Source organism: Pseudomonas sp. GW822-FHT01E03, from assembly GCF_058802985.1.
Genome location: NZ_JBXAOQ010000005.1, coordinates 66,638 through 88,448, shown reverse-complemented (window position 1 = coordinate 88,448; position 21,811 = coordinate 66,638). Strand labels below are relative to the sequence as shown.

Here is a 21,811-nt window from a genome sequence, read left to right as displayed (position 1 = left end):
AAAGTGGTCCGTCTAATAATAATTATCATTAACTAAAAAACTGCACACACCATTCTGGAGCGATTCGAGCAATGCAAAGCCTTACTCTGTCCCGCGCACCCTTGGCGTTAGCCATCGAACGGCAAAAGAAATTCCGAACGGTCGTGCCGGGCGCGCTGCTGACCCTGTTGCTGCTGGGTACGTCCCAGGTCGAGGCAGCCCCGGTGAACGTCAATGTACCGGCTCAGTCCCTGGCCAGTGCATTGCGCCAACTGGGCCAGCAGACCAACCTGCAGATTCTCTACAGCCAGGACATGGTCAACGGCATCAAGTCCACGGCGGTGTCCGGCAACATGGAACCGGAACAGGCACTGAAAACCTTGCTGCTGGGGAGCGGCATCAATTTTCAGTTGAATGGCAACACCGTGTCGCTGGTGCCATCGGCCGGTGACTCCAGTGCATTGCAACTGGGTGCGACGTCCATCACCGGCGTGGCGCTGGGGCCAACCACCGAAGGCTCGCACTCCTACACCACCAATGAAGTCACCATCGGCAAAGGCAACATAAAGCTCAAGGACATCCCGCAGTCGGTGTCCGTCGTCACGCGCCAGCGCATGGACGACCAGAACCTGAACAGCCTGCAGGACGCCATGCGTCAGGTCACCGGCGTGACCATCAAGACCTACAACTCCGGCTCCAGCCTCAATGACGTCTACATGCGTGGCTTCCTCGTCGACCAGGTGCAGGTCGACGGCGTCTCGCAGCCCACCGGCCAGGGCGACATGGCCACCAGTTTCGACCTGGCGATGTACGACCGCATCGAAGTGCTGCGCGGCCCGTCGGGCCTGTACCAGGGCGCGGGCGAACCCGGCGGTACCATCAACGTGGTGCGCAAGCGCGCCCTGAGCAAATTCGCCCTCGGTGGCGAGCTGGCTGCCGGCTCTTACGATCGCTACCGTTCTTCGGTGGATGTCACCGGCCCGTTGAACGAACAGGGCACCGTGCGCGGTCGTTTCATCACCGCCTACGAGAACAACCAGTCTTTCGTCGACTACGCGCAGAACGAACGCCCGATGGTCTACGGTCGCCTGGAATTCGACCTCGACCCGGCCACCACCCTGTCGATCGGCGGCGCTTACCAGAAGAACAACTCCACCCCGGCCTTCGGCCTGCCGGCCTACGCCGACGGCTCATTGCTCGACGTGCCGCGCTCGACCTTCGTCGATGCCAAGTGGAACACCCTCAACGAAAAAGTCTGGGAATCCTTCGCCGAGCTCGACCACGAACTGGACAACGGCGGTCAGTTCAAGACCACCCTGACCTACCGCGATGCCGAAACCCCGGAGCGTAACTTCACCTGGGCCGACGGCGCGGTCGACCCGGCCACCGGTGACAGCTGGGCCGTGGCCTACGACTACTACACCCACATCAAGACCGTCGGCGTCGACAGCTTTGTCACCACGCCGTTCGAGTTCGCCGATCGCCGACACGAGTTCACCGTGGGTGCCGAGTACCAGCACCTGGACAAGGATTTCACCTACGGCGGCGGCGAGTACTTCCCGATCAACGTGTGGAATCCGGGCAGCATCGACATTCCCCGCAATGACTATGCGCACGTCAACGGCAACTGGTCCAAGTCCGATCAGTACGGCGTCTACACCCGCGCCAAGTTCAACGTCACCGACTGGCTCGATGTCATCGGCGGCAGCCGCGTGACCTGGTACGAAAGCGATGCGAAGAACGCCAACGCCTTCTTCAACAACTTCGGCGAAGCCCACACCAGCATCAACCGCAAGGTCGTGCCGTACGGCGCCATCATCGGCAAGATCACCCCAGAACTGTCGACCTACTTCAGCTACACCGGCGTGTTCAAACCGCAAAGCGAAATCGGCACAAACGGCGAGCCGGTCGGCCCGCGCGAAGGCAAGCAATACGAAATCGGCCTCAAGCGCGAATTCTACGACGGTCGCCTGAACGCCAGCATCGCCGCCTTTCGCATCTACGATGAAAACCGCGCCGAATACGACAACACCTCCGGTGCCTACATGACCGAAGGCAAGGCACGCAGCGAGGGTTGGGAAACCGAGCTGAGCGGCAACCTGACCGACAACTGGAGCATCGTCACCGGTTACGCCTACACCTCCACCAAGTTCCTGGACGGCGACCAGGCCAACAAAGGCAAGACCTTCAGCACCATCACGCCCAAGCACAACTTCAACCTGTGGACCAAGTACGAGTTCACCGACGGCCCGCTCAAGGACTTCAGCGTCGGCGGTGGCGTGCGTGTGGTCAGCGACACCTACTACCAGCGTGACGTGAAGTTCCATCAAGGCGGCTATGCTGTTACCTCGGCGCAAGTCGGCTACAAGTTCAACGAACACCTGTCGTCGACACTGACCGCCAACAACCTGTTCGACCGCAAGTACTACGACCGCGTCGATGCCTCCTGGGGCACCAACTTCTACGGCGACCCGCGCACCCTGACCCTGAGCCTGCGCGCGCAGTACTGATGGCTGACTGCCTCCACCTGTAGGAGCGAGCTTGCTCGCGATGGTCGTTAACGATTACGCGTGTTTACTGGTTGAACGCTGCGCCTGTGAGTCCATCGCGAGCGAGCTCGCTCCTACATTAGTGGCCCGGTGCCGTTTTCTGCTTGCGCAGCGGCCCTGAGTTGCTCGGTATCGACACGGACAAACGTGGAGTCCCCGACAGCGGTCAGGACATCCCCGGCGAAGACCTCGCAAATAACCCGACTTTTACGCCCGACCTCGCCCTCGACTTTTGCACGCAGTGTCAGGGGGACACCCATCGGGGTGGGCTTGATGTACTTGATTCCCAGGTTACCGGTGACGCAGGTGATGTGGGGCAAGCTGCCCACCTCGCGCTGTTCTGCCCGGTAGTGATATGCCATCGCTGCCCAGTTGGAGTGGCAATCGACCAGCATCGCAATCAAACCGCCGTAAACCAGACCCGGCCAGCCGCAATACTTGTCATCCGGCATGTGCTGCGCCATGACATGCACGCCGTCTTCATGCCAGAAGCTCTTGATGTGCAGCCCGTGCGGGTTTTGGCTGCCGCAGCCATAACAAACGCCTTCAGGCGCGGCGATGTCTTGAAGCGAAATGTCCTGCGTGGTCATACCGTGTCCATCCTTAATACCGGGTGGTTCAAAACGGACCGGGTCGCCCTGGTCCGCACCGTCTGATCAATACTGGCAGAAGCGAATCCGGTTGCCGAACGGGTCGTAGACTTGCAGCTCCTTGCCCCAGCCCTGCTGAACAATATCCGGGCGTCCGTATCCGTAGCGCTTGCCCTGCAATTCGTCCCTGAGCAGTTCGATGTTGTGCATGGGCACGAACACCGTCGAGCCCGGGCTGGCATCGCCGTGGTGCTCGGAAAGGTGCAGTTGCAACCCGTCGCGACTGATGCCCAGGTACAGCGGCAAATCCGCCTCGAAACGATGCTCGAACTCGACGCTAAAGCCCAGGAAATCCAGATAGAACTCACGCGCCTTGGCTTCGTCGAACATCCGCAAGATTGGAATGGGTTTGTCGAACGTTGCAGCAGGCCTGGACGGGGTGTTTGCCTGGGCAAGCATCGCTGACGCGGTGTTCCAGTCCTTGTAGCCCAGTTGCTGGGCGACCAGTTCCAGCGCAGTGGAATGGGTCACCACTTGATTGCGTTCCTCCAGCGAGGCGCGCAACTGTCTGGCCATTTGCTTGGCTTGCTCGATTGAAAACATGACTGCTCCTGTAGCCGAGATGCTTTGGTGCTCGCGTTGCCAAACCTCGACCGTCAAGAGAGGCGACAGGGTTTGTAGAAGGAGGAGACGCTTTCACCTTTCCCAACGGGAGCGAGCGGCGGGCAGCATCGGGCCGAGGTCGATAATACATAGCCGATACGGAATGCGGAAGATGGCTCGGCAGAACCCTGTCCGAGGCCTGAGGACTACTCCTTTAGACGTGAAAGTTGCTGAACCACAAATGCCCCGACGGTCACCGCGCTGGCTGCCCATGCGCAAGCCACCTGCCAATATCTGAAAGGACCGAGCACATCTCCCATCAGGAAACCGGTCGAAAGCAGAAACAGAAACAACGCAATGGCTGCCAGGACGACGCGTGGAATCGCCATCAACCACCGCCACCAGGCCCCGGGTTCAAAACGCCGCGCCACCCATCGAGTCAACGCTGTCAGGCCCGCAAACAAAAATGCCGCAATGACCAGCAGGAGCGGAATGATAAAGAGAGCCAGCGCGGGCTCGACTTCTCCACCGTCCTCACCGGGTGTGTAGAAGTTTTCTGTCCAGATTTCCCTGCACAGGGCGGAGGTCAGGAAAATGACGGCCACAGGGGCGATAGGGAATATCAGGCAACTGATGAGGTTTTTTTTACGTTCCATCAATGAGTCGTCCTTGGTTTTTTTTCAGAAGGCCGATGGGCTTGATTCTGCGTGGTCCGCTACCGCGTCCATTAGACTTTGATTCGAGAAGAGCTCGCATATCAACCATTACCTGATCATGCGGGACGTTCGGGTACGGGCTTTTAAGCGAAGCCTGCACCTTGGAGCGGAACCAGCAGTCATAGCTGGCGGCATGTTCGTCAGTCTCAATCTTTGGTGTGGTGGTGGAAAGCTCGGTGCTCACATTGACCTCCTGGATCGCCGTCGTCGCAGGCAAGGTGAAGTGTCATTTGCCGGAGCAACTGTTCATTGCGCGTTAGATCGTAAACACCGGGCTTCCGACGGCCAACCGCAAACTTTCGTAGGATTCTTCCGGCCGACTCCGAGGTTTTCAACGCTCTCTGACAAGGCAAAACAGCGGGTTAAATGCCACTCGACAGTGTTTGTTTAATCGGCCTACAGGTTACTTCGTGAAAGCCACAACGCCTTGCGTCGTTGCCTACAGGTACGCCAGAATCCGCCGGCTTGTGCGCCTTGGGGGTCGTCGGTAACTTGATTCGGGTCACTGATTGTCAGTGATCGGGTTTAGTAGCCCGGCCAAGGTTAGAACGGTCGCATGAGTATCATCAGTCAGGCATCTGCCTGTGTTTGATGGTGGCTGTGCGCATGGCGCCCCCGGGCGCGCCGGTTCCTCACCTTGCCGGTCTACTAACTTGCGCACAGCTGCCACCCTTTCGTTTAGTAGCGAACTGGTGCTGCCCTACTTAAAGGTAAGTATCTATGTTCAAGGTAACTCCAAACCCGCCGGAATCCGATCCGGCCTCCCCGTACGAAAGCCCCGATTCAAAGCAATTCCACCAAGCCGCCGAGCGCGCGCTCGATCACCACCTCAACCCCGGCACCAACATCATGGCCACCCCGCGCACACCCAGCACGATGTTCATCGTCAATCCCGAACTCAGTACCGAAACCCTGCTGGTGCATGCCAGCGAGTCGCTGGCGTCGGCCAATGTCATGGCCAACGATCTGGTGGATCATCTGGAAGGGACAAGCCGCAATGCGCTGTTGGGGATTGCGCAGGTGATCATGCTGGGGGAACTGGCGGTCAATCGGGCGCTGGATCGGCTTGATCCGCCTTAGTCATCCGAGTCAGCGCAAAACAAACTGTGGGAGCGAGCTTGCTCGCGATGGCGGTGTGTCAGACACATCAATGTTGAATGTGCTGCCGCTATCGCGAGCAAGCTCGCTCCCACAGGGGGACGGCGTCGCTGATCACTACGCCATACGTCAGGCCAGACTCTCGCTGATCTGCGCCGCCAGTTGCGCCAGCATCCCCGGCACTTCCTGGACCATCTCGCCCATGCGCGCAAAGTCGTGGGTCATGCCGGCCTTGACCTCCAGCACCAGGGGTTGCCCCGCAGTACACAGTTTCTCGGCCCAGGCCAGGCCTTCATCGAGCAACGGGTCGTATTCGGCCAGCCACAACACCGTCGGCGTCAGCCGTTGCACGCACTCGGTGTACAACGGTGAAAAACGCCAGTCGGCACGATCCGCTTCACTGCGTTGGTATTGCTGGTAGAACCATTCCAGCGTGGTGGCTTCCAGCAGATAGCCTTCGGCGAATCGCTCGAGGGACGGGCGTTTTTTTACCGCGTCGATCACCGGGTACAGCAACACTTGCAGGCGCGGCACAAGCGGCCATCCCAACGGGTCCTGGGCGATGGCGATACACAGCGATGCCACCAGGCTGCCGCCGACGCTGTCCCCGGCCAGCGCAATGCGCCTGGCGTCCAGCCCCAGCGCCTTGGCTCCGGTGATGGCCAGCCAACGCGTGATGTCTTCGGCATCGTTGTAAGCGGTGGGGAAACGGTGCTCAGGCGCCAGGCGATAGTCCGCCGACAACACGGCAAACTCCCCCGCCAGCGCCAGGCGCCGGCACAGGGTGTCGTGGGAATCGAGGCTGCCCACCACGTAACCGCCGCCATGGAAGTACAGCAACACCGGGCGCGGCTCGTTGTCCGGTTGTGGTTTGGCGTACAGCCGCGCATTGAGCACATGCCCATCCCGTGCAGCAATGCTGACCTCCGTCACCGTCAACGCCCCCGTCGGGGCCGCATCGAGCAACTGCGAAGTCTGTTCGAATTGCTGCCGCGCTTCGCTCGGGTTCAGCTCATGCATGGGTCGGCTTTTGCCGCTGAGGCGGCCGAACTCGGCCAGCTCTAGAAACCCTTCGATGTCCGGGTGCAGTGCCATGGGCGGTAGTCTCCAAAAATAAAAAGCTCGCCCAATAAACGAACCGTGAGGAGCGTTCATTAGGGCGTCATCCTGTTCAATGAAGAATCTCCCAGGCCGAACAAGAAACCTGTGGCGAGGGGGCTTGCCCCCGTTGGGTCGCGAAGCGGCCCCAGAACCAGCGTTTGAGATTAGTCAGACATACCGCGTTGTTCGGGTTTGCGACTGCTTCGCAGCCGAACGGGGGCAAGCCCCCTCGCCACAGGTTTTCCCCTCATCACAAGTAAACGGCTTAAGACTGCGGCACCACCTCCCGGCCAAGCGCAGCCACCACAGCGTCCAGACACTCCTCCTGCTGCAGGATATCGAAGTGGCCGGCCGTTACCGTTTGCACCTTGCGCAGCCGTGGTCGCTGACGCTCCAGGGTCGCGCGTTCGGCCGTGGGGTTGCCATCGGCCCACCAGCAATGCAGCTCGGCTTGCGTAATCGGCAGGGTCTCGACCTGCCGCGACAGCGCCTTCAACCGCGTACTGACCATGAACGTCTGGGCCAACTCATCGGCACCGAGCAGCGCGTAGCCGCTGGCCTGATCGCTTTCGCTGTCGATCACCGCACGAATGATCCGCGCCACTGCCTCGTGGCCCCCCGTCGACTCGGTACTCAACACCCGGGCAATCACCTCGCCATCCATGCCCAAGGTTGCACCGAGGAACTCGGCCAGATCCGTGCGCCACTCATCCGGGCTGGCGACGGCATTGACCTGGGTTGGCACAAAGCTGTCCACCAGGCCGACAAACGCCACTCGCTGGCCCTGCTGTTCGAACAAGTCACTCACCATCAACGCCAACGCCCCGCCCAGCGACCAGCCCAGCACGTGGTACGGCCCCAGGGGTTGCCGGGCGCGGATCGCCTCTACGTAATCCTGGGCCATCTGCGAAAGCGAGCTGTCGTGCCACTGCCGGTCGAGCAGCATCCGGCATTGCACGCCGTACACCGTGCGCTCGCCATCCAGGCGTCGGGCCAACGGCTCGTAGTCGAACACCGTGCCGAAACCGGCGTGCAGGCAGAACAGCGGCGGCTGATCATTCACCACCTGGTTTAGCAGCAACAGCGGTTGCGGACTGTGTCGCAGCGGCTGTTCATCGAGACCGGACAACCCGGCAATCGTCGGCTTGGCCATCATGTCCCGCAGCTTGAGCTGGAAGCCCGGCTCATTCAGCGCGCGCACTTTCGAGATCACCTTGAGGGTGCGCAGCGAATCGCCGCCCAACTCGAAGAAGTTGTCGGTAATGCCAACCTTCTCGATGCCCAGCACCTGTTGCCAGATATCCGCCAGCGCCCATTCCAGAGGCGTGCGCGGCGCCACGTAGTCACGGCCGGTGAAGGCCGGGTCCGGCAAGGCCTTGCGGTCGAGCTTGCCGTTGGGGGTCAACGGGAAGCGCGGCAGCACCACGACCTGCGTCGGTACCATGTAGTCGGGCAGGCTCTCGCGCAATGCCGCTTGGCAACGCGGGCCGAGGCCGTCATCTTGCGCCGCCACCACATAGCCCACCAGCTGCGGCCCCTGGCCGTTGTCGCGCACCACCACCAGCGCATCGTTGACCCCGGCCTGCTCGCGCAAGCGGGCTTCGATTTCACCCAGTTCGATGCGGAAGCCGCGCACCTTGACCTGGTGGTCGATACGCCCGACATAATCGAACACGCCATCCTCGCGACGGCGCACCAGGTCGCCGGTGCGGTACAGGCGCCCGCCTTCAGTGCTGAAAGGATCGGCGACGAAGCGCTCGGCGCTCTGCCACGGGTGACGATGGTAGCCACGCGCGACACCCCGTCCGCCGATGTACAACTCACCGACCATGCCCACCGGCAGCGGGTTGAGGTCCATGTCCAGCACGTGCAGGCTGCGGCTGCCGACGCGTTGACCAATCGGCGCATACATCGCCTGGCAGTGGCCGTCGGCGGCGATTTTCCACAGCAGCGGTGTGACCACGGTTTCCGTCGGCCCATAGCCGTTGACCAGGAACTGCGGCTTGAGTGTGTGCTTGACCCGCTCGAACGTGGCGTCCGGCACCGCGTCGCCACCGAAGCAATAGATGCGCACCGGCGGCGGGTCGCCGCCCTGCAATTCGGCGTGTTCGGCCAGTTGCAGCAGATAGGCCGGCGGGAAGCAGGCGACGCTGATGCGCTGGCGGTGCAGCACGGCCAGGGTCTGTTCGGCGGTCCACAAGGTGTTATCGCGGATCACCAGGGTCGAGCCGCTGATCAGCGCGGTGATCCAGCGTTCATGGGCGCCGTCGAAGGCGAACGACATGAAATGCAGCTCGCGATTGTCCGGGTCCATCTCGTACAGCTCGGCAATGGCTTGCACGTGCATGCTCAAAGGCCCGTGGGCGACGGCGACGCTTTTCGGCTTGCCGGTGGAGCCCGAGGTGTAGATCAGGTAGGCCAGTTGCTCGGCGTGCACGGAACTCGATGGCACTGCAACATCGACGTCGAGGTTCAAGCGATCCACTGCGACCATCGCCGTGCCCGGATTGAGTTGCGCGCTATCGCACAGACGCTCCTGGGTCAGCAACAAGCGCATGTCGCTGTCGGCCATCATGTAGCGCAGGCGTTCCTGCGGGTATTGCGGGTCCAGCGGCACGTAGGCCGCACCGCACTTCATCACCGCCAGCAGCGACACCACCAGCTCCAGCGAGCGCTCCATGAACACACCGATCACATCTTCGGCCTGCACGCCTTGCTCCAGCAGATGCACTGCCAGGGCATCGGAGCGATGGTCAAGCTCGGCATAACTCAACTGCTCGGCGTCGCGATCGGCATAACTGAGCACCAGCGCCGTGTGATCCGGTTGCAGTCGCGCACGCTGACGGATCAGTTCGTGCACCGGCGTCTCGTCACCCTCAGCCACCACCGGCAGTTCGCCGTCCAGCGCCCGGCCTTCGTCCAGGGTCAGCAGGCCCAGCTCACCAACGGCGCGCCCGGCGTCGTCGCACAAGCGCTGCATCAGGCTTTCCATGTGGCTGCGCAGGATTTCCACGGTGGCCAGATCGAACTGGTCGCGCTGGTGCATGTACTCGATGCGCAGCCCCTCGTCGAGGCTGACCATCAGGTCCATGGCGAAGCTGGTCAGGCCGAAATCGGAGACGTCTTCAAAGCGCAGGGAATCGCCGTTCCACTCGCGAAGGGTACGGTCCACCGGCTGGTTTTCGAATACGATGATGCTGTCGAACAACGACTGCCCGCCCTGCCCGGCCCAGCGCTGAATATCACTGAGCGGGGTTTGCTGGAAGTCGCGGATGTCGAGGTTGCAGGCCTGGATCTCCCGCAGCCAGTCGCCGACGCTGGCTTCGGTCGGCACCGTGTTGACCACCGGCAAGGTGTTGATGAACAACCCGAGCATGTTCTCCGAGCCATTGAGGGTTTCCGGGCGCCCGGACACCGTGGCGCCGAAGGTCACCGTGCGCTGGCCGGTGTAGCGCTGCAACAGCAGCAACCACGCGGCTTGCACCAGGGTGTTGAGGGTCACTTGCTGTTGCTGGGCAAAGGCCTGCAAACCCGCGGTCTGCCCGGCGCTCAGGTGCGTATAGATCGCGTGATAACCGGCTTGCGGCGCCTTGACCGGCAGTGCGCGGGCCAGGTGCGTGGCGCCTTCGAGGTTACTGAGTTTGTCTTTCCAGAACGCTTCGCTGGCCTCGGCGACTTGCTGGCCGAGCCAGTCGATGTAGTCGCGATAGGCGGCCACCGGCTCGTGCTCCTCACCGCTGTAATGGCGCAGCACTTCACCGATCAGGCGCGACACGCTCCAGCCATCCATGAGGATGTGGTGGTAGGTCCAGATCAGGCGATAGCGGTCGTCTTCCAGGCGCACCAGCAACAGGCGCAACAGCGGTGCGCGGTTCAACGAGAAGCCGCGTTCGCGCTCCTCGAGGGCCAGTTGGCGGGCGCGCTCAGGCTGACCATCGAGCCCGCGCCAGTCCAATTCAGTGAGCAGTGACGGCGCGTCACGCAGCACCACTTGCAGCGGTTCCTTGTCGCCTTCCCAGAGGAATGCGGTGCGCAGAATTGCGTGACGCCGGGCGGCATCGGCCCAGGCCTCGCGGAAACGCGTACCGTCTACCCCGCGCACGCCTACTTCGATCTGGTTGACGTAGAGCCCCGACTCGCCGTCCTGCACCGAGTGGAACAACATGCCTTGCTGCATCGGCGACAGCGGATAAACATCCTCGACTTCGTCCGCTGTCAGTTCCAGCGCCTGATACTGCGCGTCACTCAGTTCGATGTTCGCGGCCGGTGCAAGCACAGTCTGTACGGCTTGATCTGCCGTGAGCGGTTGAGCGACCGTGGCCAGTTCGGCGATGCTCGGATGGCTGAACACATCTTTGGGCGAAATGCTCAACCCGGCCTTGCGTGCGCGACTGACAGCCTGGATCGAGACGATTGAATCGCCGCCCAGTTCGAAGAAGTTGTCGTGCATGCCAATCTGCGGCATTTCGAACAACGCCTGCCACACGGCTTGCAGCCTCGCTTCCACGGCACTGCGCGGGGCAACGTATTCGCGCACTTGCAGGTCCGGTTGCGGCAATGCGCGGCGGTCGAGCTTGCCGTTGGGCGTCACCGGCAACTGATCGAGCAACAGCACGTGGCTCGGCTGCATGTGCTCGGGCAGCGCGTTGCGCAAGTGTTGCTTGAGTGGATCAACGGCAACAGGACCTGTGACGTAAGCCACCAATTGCTTGGACTTGCCAACGTCGAGGGCGATCACCACGGCCTCGCGCACCGATGGATGCTCCAGCAGGCAGGCTTCGATCTCCCCCAGCTCGATGCGCAAGCCGCGGATCTTCACTTGATGGTCGATGCGCCCGACGTATTCGATCACGCCGTCCTCGCGGTAACGCGCCAGGTCGCCGGTGCGGTACAGGCGCTCACCCTGCTCACCGAACGGGCTGGCGACGAAGCGTTCGGCAGTCAGCTCCGGACGGTTGTGATAACCACGAGCCAGGCCGATGCCGCCCAGGTACAGCTCACCCACACAGCCCGCCACTTGCGGTTGCAGGCTGTCGTCGAGGATGTAGGTCACCAGGTTGGCAATCGGCTGACCGATCGGCACGCTGAAGCCGCCGTCGTCGACACAAGTCCAGTGGGTCACGTCGATGGCCGCTTCGGTCGGGCCGTACAGGTTGTACAGGCCAACGTTGGGCAGCACGCGGAACAGGCTGTGCTGCAAGTCCGCCGACAGGGCTTCGCCGCTGCACATGACCTGCCGCAGGCTGGCGCAACGCTCGAAGCCTTCGCCCTGCACGAACGCCTGCAGCATCGACGGCACGAAATGCAGGGTGCTGACCCGGTACTGCTCGATCAGGCTGACCAGTTGCGCCGGATCGCGATGGGCACCCGGCTCGGCCACGGCCAGGCGTGCGCCGGTCATCAATGGCCAGAAAAACTCCCAGACCGACACGTCGAAACTGAACGGGGTTTTCTGCAAGACGGTGTCGCGCCCGTCCAGCGGATAGGCGCCCTGCATCCACGCCAAGCGGTTGTACAAGGCCTCATGGTGGTTGGCCGCGCCCTTGGGTTTGCCGGTGGAGCCGGAGGTGTAGATCATGTAGGCCAGCGATTGCAGCTCGACCACACAGGGCAGGTTTTCGTTGCTCAGGCCGTCCAGCAAACCGGCCATGTCATCGAGACAAATCGCCGTGGCGGCGGGCGGAATCGGCAACTGCTCAAGCAAATGACGCTGGGTCAGCAGCAGGTGTACGCCGCTGTCGTCGAACATGTGCTCCAGGCGTTCGCGCGGGTAGTCCGGGTCCAGCGGCACGTAGGCGCCACCGGCCTTCATGATCGCCAGCAGGCCGATCACCAGTTCCAGCGAACGCTCGGCGGCAATGCCCACCAGCACTTCGGCGCCGACGCCCTGGCTGCGCAGGTGGTGCGCCAGCCGGTTGGCCTGTTGGTTGAGTTCGCGATAGCTGAGGGTCTGGCCGGCAAACACCAGGGCCGGGGCCTCCGGGGTTTGCAGCACCTGGGCTTCGAAGCACTGGTAAACCGGACGCACATCCGGCCAGGCCTGCGCGGTGCGGTTGAAACCCTCGATCTGCTGCGCCGTTTGTGCGGCATCGAGCAGGTTCAAGCGCCCCAATGGCTGCTGCGGCGCACTGACCATGGCATCGAGCAATGCCAGCAGACGTGTGCTCAAGCCTTCAATGGCTTCTGCGCTGAACAGCGCCGTGTCGTAGTTGAAACGCAAATCCAGGCATTCACCCAGCTCGGCGGCGATGGCCAGGGGGAAGCTGGTCTGGTCGTGGTTGCTGATGCCGGAGAACTTCAGCGCGCTGGCATTGCCCTCCTCCAGCGCTTGCGCCACCGGGTAGTTTTCGAACACCAGCAGCGTGTCGAACAGCGCCTCGCCAGAGTGACCGGCCCAACGCTGCACATCCGCCAGCGGTGTGTATTCGACTTCGCGCAACTTGAGGTTGAGCGCCTGGACTTCATCGATCCATTGGCTGACCGTGCGCTCGGGGTGCGGTGTGGCGATCACCGGCAAGGTGTTGATGAACAGACCGATCTGCTGCTCGATGCCTTGCAATTCGCTTGGACGCCCCGACACCGTGGCGCCGAACGCCACTGTTTGCTGCCCGGTGTAGCGCTGCAACAGTAACAGCCACGCCGCTTGCAGCACCGTGTTGGGCGTGACGCGGGCCTGACGGGCGAACCCGCTCAGGCGCTCGGTGGCTGTGCGGTCCAGGCTCAGGTGCAGGGTGCGATGAGCATCGCCCTGCCCGGCAACCGGCCCCGGCAAGGCGCCGGCCAGTCGCGTCGGTTCGGTGAACGACTGCAATTGCTCCAGCCAGAACGCTTCGCACGCGGCGCGATCCCGGGTGCCCAACCAAGTCATGTAATCGCGATAACCGCCAACACTCGGCGCCGGCATGATTCCGCAATACCGCTGCAGCACTTCGCCGAACAACTGCGAAGTGCTCCAGCCGTCGAGCAGGATGTGGTGGTTGGTGAAGATCAGGTGATGGCGGTCATCGGCGGTCTGCACCAGGGTCAGGCGCAGCAACGGCGCCAATGTCAGGTCGAAACCGCGCAGACGGTCGTCCTCGGCCAGGCGATCCAGCGCTTCGGTAACCTTGGGTTGATCGCGCCAGTCGAGCACGGTCAGCGGCAGCGTGGCGTCGGCCCGGATCACTTGCAGCGGCCGCGAACCATTGCTCTCGCTAAAGAACGCCGCGCGCAGCACTTCATGGCGCTGCAGCGTCTGCTGCCAGGCAGCGCGGAACGCCTCGACGTCGAGCCCCTGCACATCCACGCGCATCTGCGGGATGTAGGCCCCGGCATCCGGGGCGAACAGGCTGTGAAAAAGCATGCCCTGCTGCATCGGCGACAGCGGCAGGATGTCTTCGATCTGGCTGGCCGCCAGCGGCAAGGCATCCAGCTGCGCCTGATCGACGCGCACCAGTGGCACGTCGCTCGGGGTCAACCCGCCGGCACCGCTCAGGCAATGTTCGATCAGCTGTTGCAGCTCCAGGGCGTAGGCATCGGCCAGACGTTGCACGGTCTGCGGGTTGAACACGTCACCGCTGAAAGTCCAGCTCAGGCGCAATTGCCCGGCATACACCTGACCGTTGATGCTCAGGCCCCGGTCCAGTTCGGCCGATGCGCCCTGCTCGGCGCCACCGTTTTCCCGGGCCGGGCGCCACGGTGCCTGTTCGTCGAAACTGGCATCGAACTGGCCCATGTAGTTGAAGGTGACCTGCGGCGACGGCAGATCCTCAAGGCCGGCGTCGGCCAGATAGCGCAGGATGCCGAAGCCGATGCCCTTGTCGGGCACGGCGCGCAGCTGTTCCTTGACTGCTTTGATGCTGCCGGCCAGATCAGTGGCCGGGGTGAGTTTCACCGGGAAGATCGAGGTGAACCAGCCCAGGGTGCGGGTCAGGTCGATGTCGTCGAACAGGTCTTCGCGACCATGGCCTTCCAGTTTCACCAGCGTCGAAGTTTGACCGGTCCAGTTGCTCAACACCCGCGCCAGCGCGGTCAGCAACAGGTCGTTGACCTGGGTGCGGTAAGCCGCCGGGGCGTCCTGCAGCAGTTGGCGGGTCAATGTGCTGTCGAGCAACGTTTCCACGCTCACGGCATGCTGGCTGGCCAGGCTGCCTTGGGGGTTGTCGGCGGGCAGTTGCACCTGTACGTCGCGGTACTGGTCTTGCCAGTAACTGGCTTGGCTGGCCAATGCAGCACTTTGCGCATGAGTTTGCAGGCGAGCGGCCCAGGCCTGATAGGCGCTGGTTTTCGAAGGCAGACGCAGGGGTTGAGCTTGCTGCGCTTGTTGATACGCGGTTTGCAAATCTTCCAGCAGCAATCGCCAGGACACGCCATCCACCGCCAGGTGATGCACCACCAGCAGCAGGCGCTGGCCCGCCGGGCCCATGTCCACCAGCAAGGCACGCAACAGCGGGCCGCCCTGCAGATTCAGGCTGGCTTGCGCGGCGTTGCACAGTTCAAGCAGTTCATCGGCATTGGCGGCCTGGCGCTGCCACAGCACCTCGGCACTGTTCCACTGCTCGGCCTGGGCCTGTTGCCAGACGCCGTCGACCTGACGCAACCGCAGACGCAACGCGTCGTGATGTTCTACCAGCGCGGCCAAGGCCTGTTGCAGGCTGTCGCTGTCCAGCGGCTCGCGCAGTTCCAGCAGCAGCGACTGGTTCCAGTGGTGACGGGCCTCGATGTCTTGCTCGAAGAACCAGTGCTGGATCGGCGTCAACAGCACCTCGCCACGCACCGGCCCCTGGTCGATGAGCAACCCGGCGCTGCGTATCGCGACCTTCGCCAGGCTCTGCACGGTCTGGTGCTGGAACAGGTCCCGCGGGGTGATGCGAATCCCGGCCTGTCGCGCGCGGCTGACCACCTGGATCGAGATGATCGAGTCGCCGCCCAGTTCGAAGAAGTTGTCGTCGATGCCCACGCGCTCGAGCTTGAGCACGTCTTGCCAGATCGCCGCCAACTCGGTTTGCAGCTCATCCATCGGCGCCGTGTAGGCCTGCTGCGCCAGCGTTGCGTCGGGCTTGGGCAATGCAGCGCGATCCAGTTTGCCGTTGCCGGTCAGCGGCCATTGGTCGAGTTTGATCAGATGCGCCGGCACCATGTAGTCCGGCAAACCGGCCTGCAAATGTTCACGCAGGGAGTGGCGCAAATCGCTGTCGCCGCCGCTCGCGGTGAACCACGCGACCAATTGCGGGCTGCCATTGACCTGCGGTGCCAGAACCAGCGCCTGCTCGATGGCCGGATGGCTTTGCAGACGATCCTGGATTTCCCCCAGTTCGATGCGGAAACCACGAATCTTCACCTGATGGTCGATACGCCCGGCGTACTCGATGCTGCCATCGGCGCAATAACGCGCCAGATCGCCGGTGCGATACAGGCGCGCGCCCGACTCGGCGGCGAACAGGTCCGGCACGAACCGCGTGGCGGTCAGGTCGGCACGCTGGTGATAACCGCGGGCAAGGCCGGCACCGCCGACGTACAACTCACCGACGCAGCCCTTGGCCACCGGGTTCAGGCGCGGGTCGAGCACGTACCAGCGCAGATCGCCGATCGGCTCCCCCAGCGGCGAGCTATTGGCACCATCGAGGTCGGCGCGGGACAGCGGCCGGTAGGTCACATGCACGGTGGTTTCGGTGATGCCGTACATATTGATCAGCAACGGCTGCCGGTCGTCGAAGGCGTCATACCACGGACGCAGGCTGGCCACGTCCAGCGCCTCGCCACCGAACACCACATACCGCAGGGACATGTCTGGCGCATTGGCGCAGGCGAACGGCATCAACTGGCGAAAGGCCGAAGGGGTCTGGTTGAGTACCGTGACTCCCTCATCACTGAGCAAGCGGGCGAAGTCTTCCGGGGAGCGGCTGACCGCGTGGGGCACCACCACCAGCTTGCCGCCGTAGAACAACGCGCCAAAGATTTCCCACACGGAAAAGTCGAAGGCATAGGAGTGGAACAGGCTCCACACATCCTGCGCATTGAAACCGAACCAGTGCTCGGTGGCGCTGAACAGCCGCGTCAGGTTGCTGTGTGGCAGCAGCGTGCCTTTGGGTTTGCCGGTGGAACCGGAGGTGTAGATGACGTAGGCCAGGTTCGCTGGAGCGGTCAGGTTCGGCAGGTTGTCGGCACTGGCTTCAAGCAGCCAGTCGCTGGCGTGATCGAGGCAGATCACTTCAATGCCTTCGTTCAACGGCAGCTGCGGCAACAGCGCGGAATCGGTCAGCAACAGGCGCGTGCCGCTGTCGGCGAGCATGTAGGCCAGGCGGTCCTGCGGGTATTGCGGGTCCAGCGGCACGTAGGCGCCACCGGCCTTGAGGATCGCCAACAGGCTGACGACCATCTCCAGCGAACGCTCCAGGGCAATGCCCACCAACACATCGGGGCCGACGCCGCGCTCGCGCAGGCGATGGGCGATGCGGTTGGCGCGTCGGTTCAGTTCGGCGTAAGTGAGGGTGACGCCGTCGCAGGTCACGGCGATGTTGTTCGGGTGCGCGGCGGCTTGGGCTTCGATCAGTTGATGGGCGCACAACCGGTTCGCCTGATCGCTGTTCAACCCGGCAGTGCGATTCCAGTCGAGCAATGTGGCCTGCTGCTCGGAGGCGTCGAGCATGCACAGGTCCGCCAAGGCAACCGTGCTGTCAGTGCAAATCGCCTGCAACAGATTCAGCCAGTGCCGGCCAAGACGCTCGATGGTCGAGACGTCGAACAGCTCGGTGGCATACACGAACGAGGTATGGATGCCCTCGTCGCCCTCGACGGTGTCGAGCATCAGGTCGAACTTGGTGGTTTTCTCATCCCAGATCAGCGGTTCGACGCTCAGCCCCGGCAGGTCCCAGCGTTGCGGGCCGCCACTGTCGCGCTGGTGGTTGAACATCACCTGGAACAGCGGGGTGTGGCTCAGGCTGCGTTCCACGCCCAGGCCATCGACCAGTTGCTCGAACGGCAAATCCTGATGGGCCTGTGCGCCGAGTGCCGCGGTCTTGATCTCGGCCAGCAATTGCCCAAACGGCTGGTCGGCCCGGGGCTGGCTGCGCAACACCTGGGTGTTGACGAAAAAGCCCAGCAGATTTTCCACGTCCTGGCGGGTGCGGTTGGCAATCGGCACGCCGACACGAATGTCCTGCTCGCCGCTGTAGCGATGCAACAGTGTCTGCAACGCTGCCATCAGCACCATGAACAGGGTGCAGCCTTCGCGGCGGGCAAGATCACGCAGTTGGGCGGTCAACGCAGTGGAGATTTCCAGCTCGACGCTGGCCCCCTGCTGGCTCGGGATCGCCGGGCGACGACGGTCGGTCGGCAGGTTCAGTGGCGGGTGTTCGCGGCCCAACTGCACGCGCCAGTAATCGAGCTGGCGATCGGCCTCGCCGGCCTCCAGCCACAGCCGCTGCCAGCGGGCGAAGTCGGCGTACTGAATGCCCGGCTCCGGTAGTTGCGCGGCCTGCCCGGCGCTCAGTTGTGCATAGAGCCGGGTGAACTCCTGCAACAGGATCGGCAGCGAACCGCCGTCGGTGACAATGTGGTGGAAGGTCAGCACCAGCACATGTTGCTGCGCATCGAGGCGGATCAAGCGGCAGCGCATCAACGGGCCGTGTTGCAGGTCGAACGGCTGCTCGGCGTTCAGGGCGATCTGCCGCTGCAGTTCGGCCTCGTCGCCAGCGCTGACTTCGAGCAGCGGCGCATCCATCCGTGGGTGAATCTTTTGCAGCACTTGCCGGTCGTCGAAAACGAAGGTGGTGCGCAGCACTTCGTGACGCTGCACCAGCGCGCTCAGGGTCTGCGCCAGCGCCTCAGGGTTGAGTTCGCCGCTCAGGCGGAAGGCACCGGTCAGGTTGTAGGCAGTGGCCTGGGGCTGCATCTGCCAGAGGAACCACAAGCGCTGCTGCGCGTAGGACGCCGGCAGCGTGTCGACGGCGCGGTCCCGTGGCGGGATCGGCAGCAGTTCCAGGGTCAGCCCCTGGGCATGCATCTTCTGTTGCAACGCGCGCCGGGCGTCCGCGCTCAAGCCGCAGAAACGCTGGGCCAGGGTCATCATTCTGTCCGGTGCAGCACTCATCGCGCGTGTTCCTCATCCACTTCGTCGAACAACGCTTCAAGGGCGTCTACATCGTTTTCTTTATGTTCACTGTGCTGACGGAACTGCTCGATCTGCGCCGCCAGGCGTTCCAGGGTGTCACCGTCGAAAAACAGCTTGAGCGGGATCGCCAGGTTCAGTTCTTCCTGAATCCGCGCACGAATGCGCGTGGCCAGCAGCGAGTGCCCGCCGAGTTCGAAAAAGTTGTCATGCACGCCGACGCGTTCGACGTGCAGCGCTTCGGCCCAGATCGTCGCCAGGGTTTTTTCCAGGTCGTTGCGTGGCGCGACGAAGACGCTGCGGCGCACATCGAGATCGAGCAAGGCCTGGCGATTGAGTTTGCCGTTGGGCATCAACGGGAAGCGCTCCAGCACCTGCAAGCGCGCCGGTTGCATGTGCTCGGGCAGTGCCTCGGCCAAGTGGCTGCGCAATTCGTTGAGGCGGATGTCGGCGGTGTCGGCCGGGGACACCACGAAGCCCAGCAGTTGCGGGCCGGTCGGGGTTTCCCGGGCAATCACGGCGGCGTCCTCGATGCCCGGCGCGTTGCGCATGGCCGACTCGATTTCGCCCAGCTCAATGCGGAAGCCACGGATTTTCACCTGGTGATCGACCCGGCCCAGATACTCCAGCACGCCATCGGCGCGATAGCGCGCCAGGTCGCCGGTGCGGTACAGGCGCTGGCCCGCCGCCTTCGCGAACAGGTCGGGGACAAAACGCTCGGCCGTCAGCGCGGCCCGTTGCAGATAGCCTCGGGCAATGCCGGCCCCGCCGACATACAACTCGCCTTCGACGCCCACGGCCACCGGTTGCAGGTCCGGACCGAGCACATGGATGCGCATGCCGGCAATCGGTTGGCCGATGGGAATGCTGTCGTCATCGTCGCTGAGGGGCAACTCCCAGGCCGAACACCACACGGTGCCCTCGGTCGGGCCGTACTCGTTGACCAACGCCACCCCCGGCAATGCCTCGCGATGTCGCTGTACCAGTGCGTTGCTGCAGGCTTCGCCAGCGACGATCACACAGGCCAGCGCCTGGCGGTCGAGGTGTTCGAGAATCTGTGCGTGGTACGACGGCAAGGTCAGGTAGTGGGAAATCTCCTCGCGCTGGATCAGCGCCGCCAGTTGCGCCGGATCCTTGTAGCTGTCTTCGTCCGGCAGGCACAGGGTCGCGCCCTGCCCCAACGCCCAGAAAACCCCGGCCACCGAGCTGTCGAAGGAGAACGACGAGAGCATCAGGAACCCGCGCAGCGGCTGGCGATAAAAGGCATTGCGCGCCAGGGTCGAGGCCACGGCGTTGGCATGGCTGATCATCACGCCCTTGGGTTTGCCGGTGGAACCGGAGGTGTAGATGACGTAGGCCAGATTGGCGCTGTCGCCTTGTGGCTCAGGCCGGGTTTGCGCGGCGGACCAGACTTCGGCCCCCGGCATCAGGGAAATTGTCCGCTCACCAGGCAATGCATCCGGCAGCGTTTGGCAGGCCAGCACATGGCGCGCGCCGGTATCGGCGAGCATGAACGCCAGACGCTCAATCGGGTAGTTCGGGTCCAGCGGCAAGTACGCAGCGCCAGCCTTGAGCGTGCCCAACAGGGCGATGACCATTTCCAGGGAGCGCTGGCCGTAGACCGCAACAATTTCATCCGGGGTCACGCCTTGGCCGCGCAAGGCATTGGCCACCTGATTGGAGCGCGCATCCAGTTCGGCATAGCTCAGGCGCTGACCGTTGACGCTCAGGGCGATGCGTTGCGGATGCAGGTGCGCCTGTTCGCTGAACAGTTCTTGCAGGAAGCGGAACGGCAATGCCTGCTCGGTGGCATTCGGGTTGAAGCCTTCGACCAATCGGGTCAGTTGTGCGTCATTGACCAGATTCGCCTGAGCCAGGGTCATTTCGGGCGAACCCAGCAATTGGTGACTGAACTCGACAAACTGTTCCAGCCATTCAACCAGTATCGATTCGGGCAGCGCACCGTCAAGACACGACAACTGCAACTGATCGCCCTGCACTCGCAAGCGAAGGACTTCGGGGTTGCCGTCGTCCACCTCGATAGCGCTTTCAATGGCGGCCTGATAGACGAAGCCGTAACGCAGCGGCGCGGTACCTTCGGCGCTCAGTTCGAATTCATTGAGGCAATCGAGCCACGACAGCGACTGTTCGACGCTGGCGGCAAACGCCACCAGCGCTTGTGCCAGTGTCTGCTGGCTGCGGTGATCGAAGGCCACCGGCAAACGCCGGGCGAAGCGTCCGAGGGTGGCGATGGTTTGCTCGTTGCGCCCCTCCACCTGCCAGCCCATCAGCAGCTTTTCCTGGTGGCCGATGCGTGCAACGAATGCGGTCCACAGCAAAAGCGCCACTTGCTCTGCCTCAACGCCCGTTTCGGCAGCGACCCGTTGCACGCCAGCAAGCCATGGGGCGTCAATCAACGTTGCCTGACGACGAACCAGAGTGACTTCGACGGCTTTTTCGAACGGCACGCGATGAGCCACGACGAACTGCGATTGCAGGTTGCGCCAGAACGCCGCGCCCTGGTGGCCGATGTCCTCTTCGCGCAGTTCTTCCTGCCATGCGCTGTAGTCCAGGTATTGCAGCGCGTCCTCGTCGTCGACCAGGGTTTCACCGCGCAACAGGCTGGCGAGCTCGGCCGACAGCACACGCAACGAGGCTTCATCGACGCTGCTGGCTGGGGTCAGCAGGGTGATGAGCTGCTGCCCTGCCTCGTCTTCAACCTGCGCCACCACCAGCGCCTGATTCGAATCTTCAACCATGACTTCACGGCTGCGGCTCAAGGCCTCGGCCACTGAAGGCTGGTTACCCAGCAGGGTGAGCGGCACCCCATCGCAAAGGCTCTGCACCGGCCACTTCATGCCCGGCAGACGACGGTACAGCGTGCGCAGGATTTCATGGCGCTGACTGAGTGTTTCCAGTGCCCTGCGCAATGCCTGAGCCTCCACGGGCCTGGCGAGCGGCAACGTCAGCGCGGCGAACAGCGGTCGTGCGCCCAGCTCCTGGGCCCGCAAATAAAAGGCCTGCTGGGCCGAAGTCTGGAATACGTCTACCGAAGGTTCGAGGGCGGTGGTGTTCATGTCGGGTGTC

The 21,811-nt window shown here is 63.0% G+C and carries 8 protein-coding genes and 1 pseudogene; 2 read left to right on the top strand and 7 right to left on the bottom strand.

Annotated features, from left to right (window positions below; genetic code table 11):
• The first annotated feature begins 71 nt into the window (after window positions 1-71).
• Window positions 72-2,489, top strand: coding sequence for a TonB-dependent siderophore receptor (locus tag AC1RP7_RS11695; protein ID WP_154861479.1), 2,418 nt, complete (start codon window positions 72-74; stop codon window positions 2,487-2,489).
• Between the two features lie 113 nt (window positions 2,490-2,602).
• Here AC1RP7_RS11695 and AC1RP7_RS11690 read toward each other — a convergent pair whose 3' ends face one another.
• The 4 genes and pseudogenes from AC1RP7_RS11690 to relB form a co-directional block, all read right to left on the bottom strand.
• Window positions 2,603-3,118 carry a PaaI family thioesterase gene (locus AC1RP7_RS11690; RefSeq protein ID WP_340316049.1) on the bottom strand — a complete coding sequence of 172 codons (516 nt, stop codon included), beginning with the start codon at window positions 3,116-3,118 and terminating at the stop codon, window positions 2,603-2,605.
• 66 nt (window positions 3,119-3,184) lie between these two features.
• Window positions 3,185-3,721: a glyoxalase superfamily protein gene (locus AC1RP7_RS11685; RefSeq protein WP_349735369.1), complete on the bottom strand. Its 537-nt coding sequence runs from the start codon at window positions 3,719-3,721 to the stop codon at window positions 3,185-3,187.
• A gap of 206 nt (window positions 3,722-3,927) precedes the next feature.
• A complete protein-coding gene (locus AC1RP7_RS11680; RefSeq protein WP_493180688.1) occupies window positions 3,928-4,377 on the bottom strand; it encodes a hypothetical protein in 450 nt (149 codons plus the stop codon).
• 55 nt (window positions 4,378-4,432) lie between these two features.
• Window positions 4,433-4,621 (bottom strand): annotated as a pseudogene (gene relB / locus AC1RP7_RS11675) (type II toxin-antitoxin system RelB family antitoxin); the annotation flags it as partial.
• A 536-nt stretch (window positions 4,622-5,157) separates the two neighbouring features.
• On the opposite strand from relB, the gene AC1RP7_RS11670 reads away from it, so the two are divergent.
• Window positions 5,158-5,517 carry a DUF6124 family protein gene (locus AC1RP7_RS11670; protein ID WP_340316054.1) on the top strand — a complete coding sequence of 120 codons (360 nt, stop codon included), beginning with the start codon at window positions 5,158-5,160 and terminating at the stop codon, window positions 5,515-5,517.
• Window positions 5,518-5,664: 147 nt separating this feature from the next.
• Here AC1RP7_RS11670 and AC1RP7_RS11665 read toward each other — a convergent pair whose 3' ends face one another.
• From AC1RP7_RS11665 to AC1RP7_RS11655, 3 genes are all read right to left on the bottom strand, one after another.
• A complete protein-coding gene (locus AC1RP7_RS11665; RefSeq protein ID WP_493180687.1) occupies window positions 5,665-6,630 on the bottom strand; it encodes an alpha/beta hydrolase in 966 nt (321 codons plus the stop codon).
• Between the two features lie 271 nt (window positions 6,631-6,901).
• On the bottom strand, window positions 6,902-18,706 hold the full coding sequence (locus tag AC1RP7_RS11660) for an amino acid adenylation domain-containing protein (RefSeq protein WP_493180686.1): 11,805 nt from the start codon (window positions 18,704-18,706) through the stop codon (window positions 6,902-6,904).
• Window positions 18,703-21,801, bottom strand: coding sequence for a non-ribosomal peptide synthetase (locus AC1RP7_RS11655; protein WP_493180685.1), 3,099 nt, complete (start codon window positions 21,799-21,801; stop codon window positions 18,703-18,705). The genes AC1RP7_RS11660 and AC1RP7_RS11655 overlap by 4 nt, the downstream gene beginning before the upstream one ends.
• Window positions 21,802-21,811: the final 10 nt, after the last annotated feature.

Bases quoted from the DNA above. Each gene is read 5' to 3' on its own strand.
- AC1RP7_RS11685 (WP_349735369.1), bottom strand. From the start codon at position 3,721: ATGTTTTCAATCGAGCAAGCCAAGCAAATGGCCAGACAGTTGCGCGCC.
- AC1RP7_RS11690 (WP_340316049.1), bottom strand. From the start codon at position 3,118: ATGACCACGCAGGACATTTCGCTTCAAGACATCGCCGCGCCTGAAGGC.
- AC1RP7_RS11695 (WP_154861479.1), top strand. From the start codon at position 72: ATGCAAAGCCTTACTCTGTCCCGCGCACCCTTGGCGTTAGCCATCGAA.
- AC1RP7_RS11660 (WP_493180686.1), bottom strand. From the start codon at position 18,706: ATGAGTGCTGCACCGGACAGAATGATGACCCTGGCCCAGCGTTTCTGC.
- AC1RP7_RS11680 (WP_493180688.1), bottom strand. From the start codon at position 4,377: ATGGAACGTAAAAAAAACCTCATCAGTTGCCTGATATTCCCTATCGCC.
- AC1RP7_RS11655 (WP_493180685.1), bottom strand. From the start codon at position 21,801: ATGAACACCACCGCCCTCGAACCTTCGGTAGACGTATTCCAGACTTCG.
- AC1RP7_RS11670 (WP_340316054.1), top strand. From the start codon at position 5,158: ATGTTCAAGGTAACTCCAAACCCGCCGGAATCCGATCCGGCCTCCCCG.
- AC1RP7_RS11665 (WP_493180687.1), bottom strand. From the start codon at position 6,630: ATGGCACTGCACCCGGACATCGAAGGGTTTCTAGAGCTGGCCGAGTTC.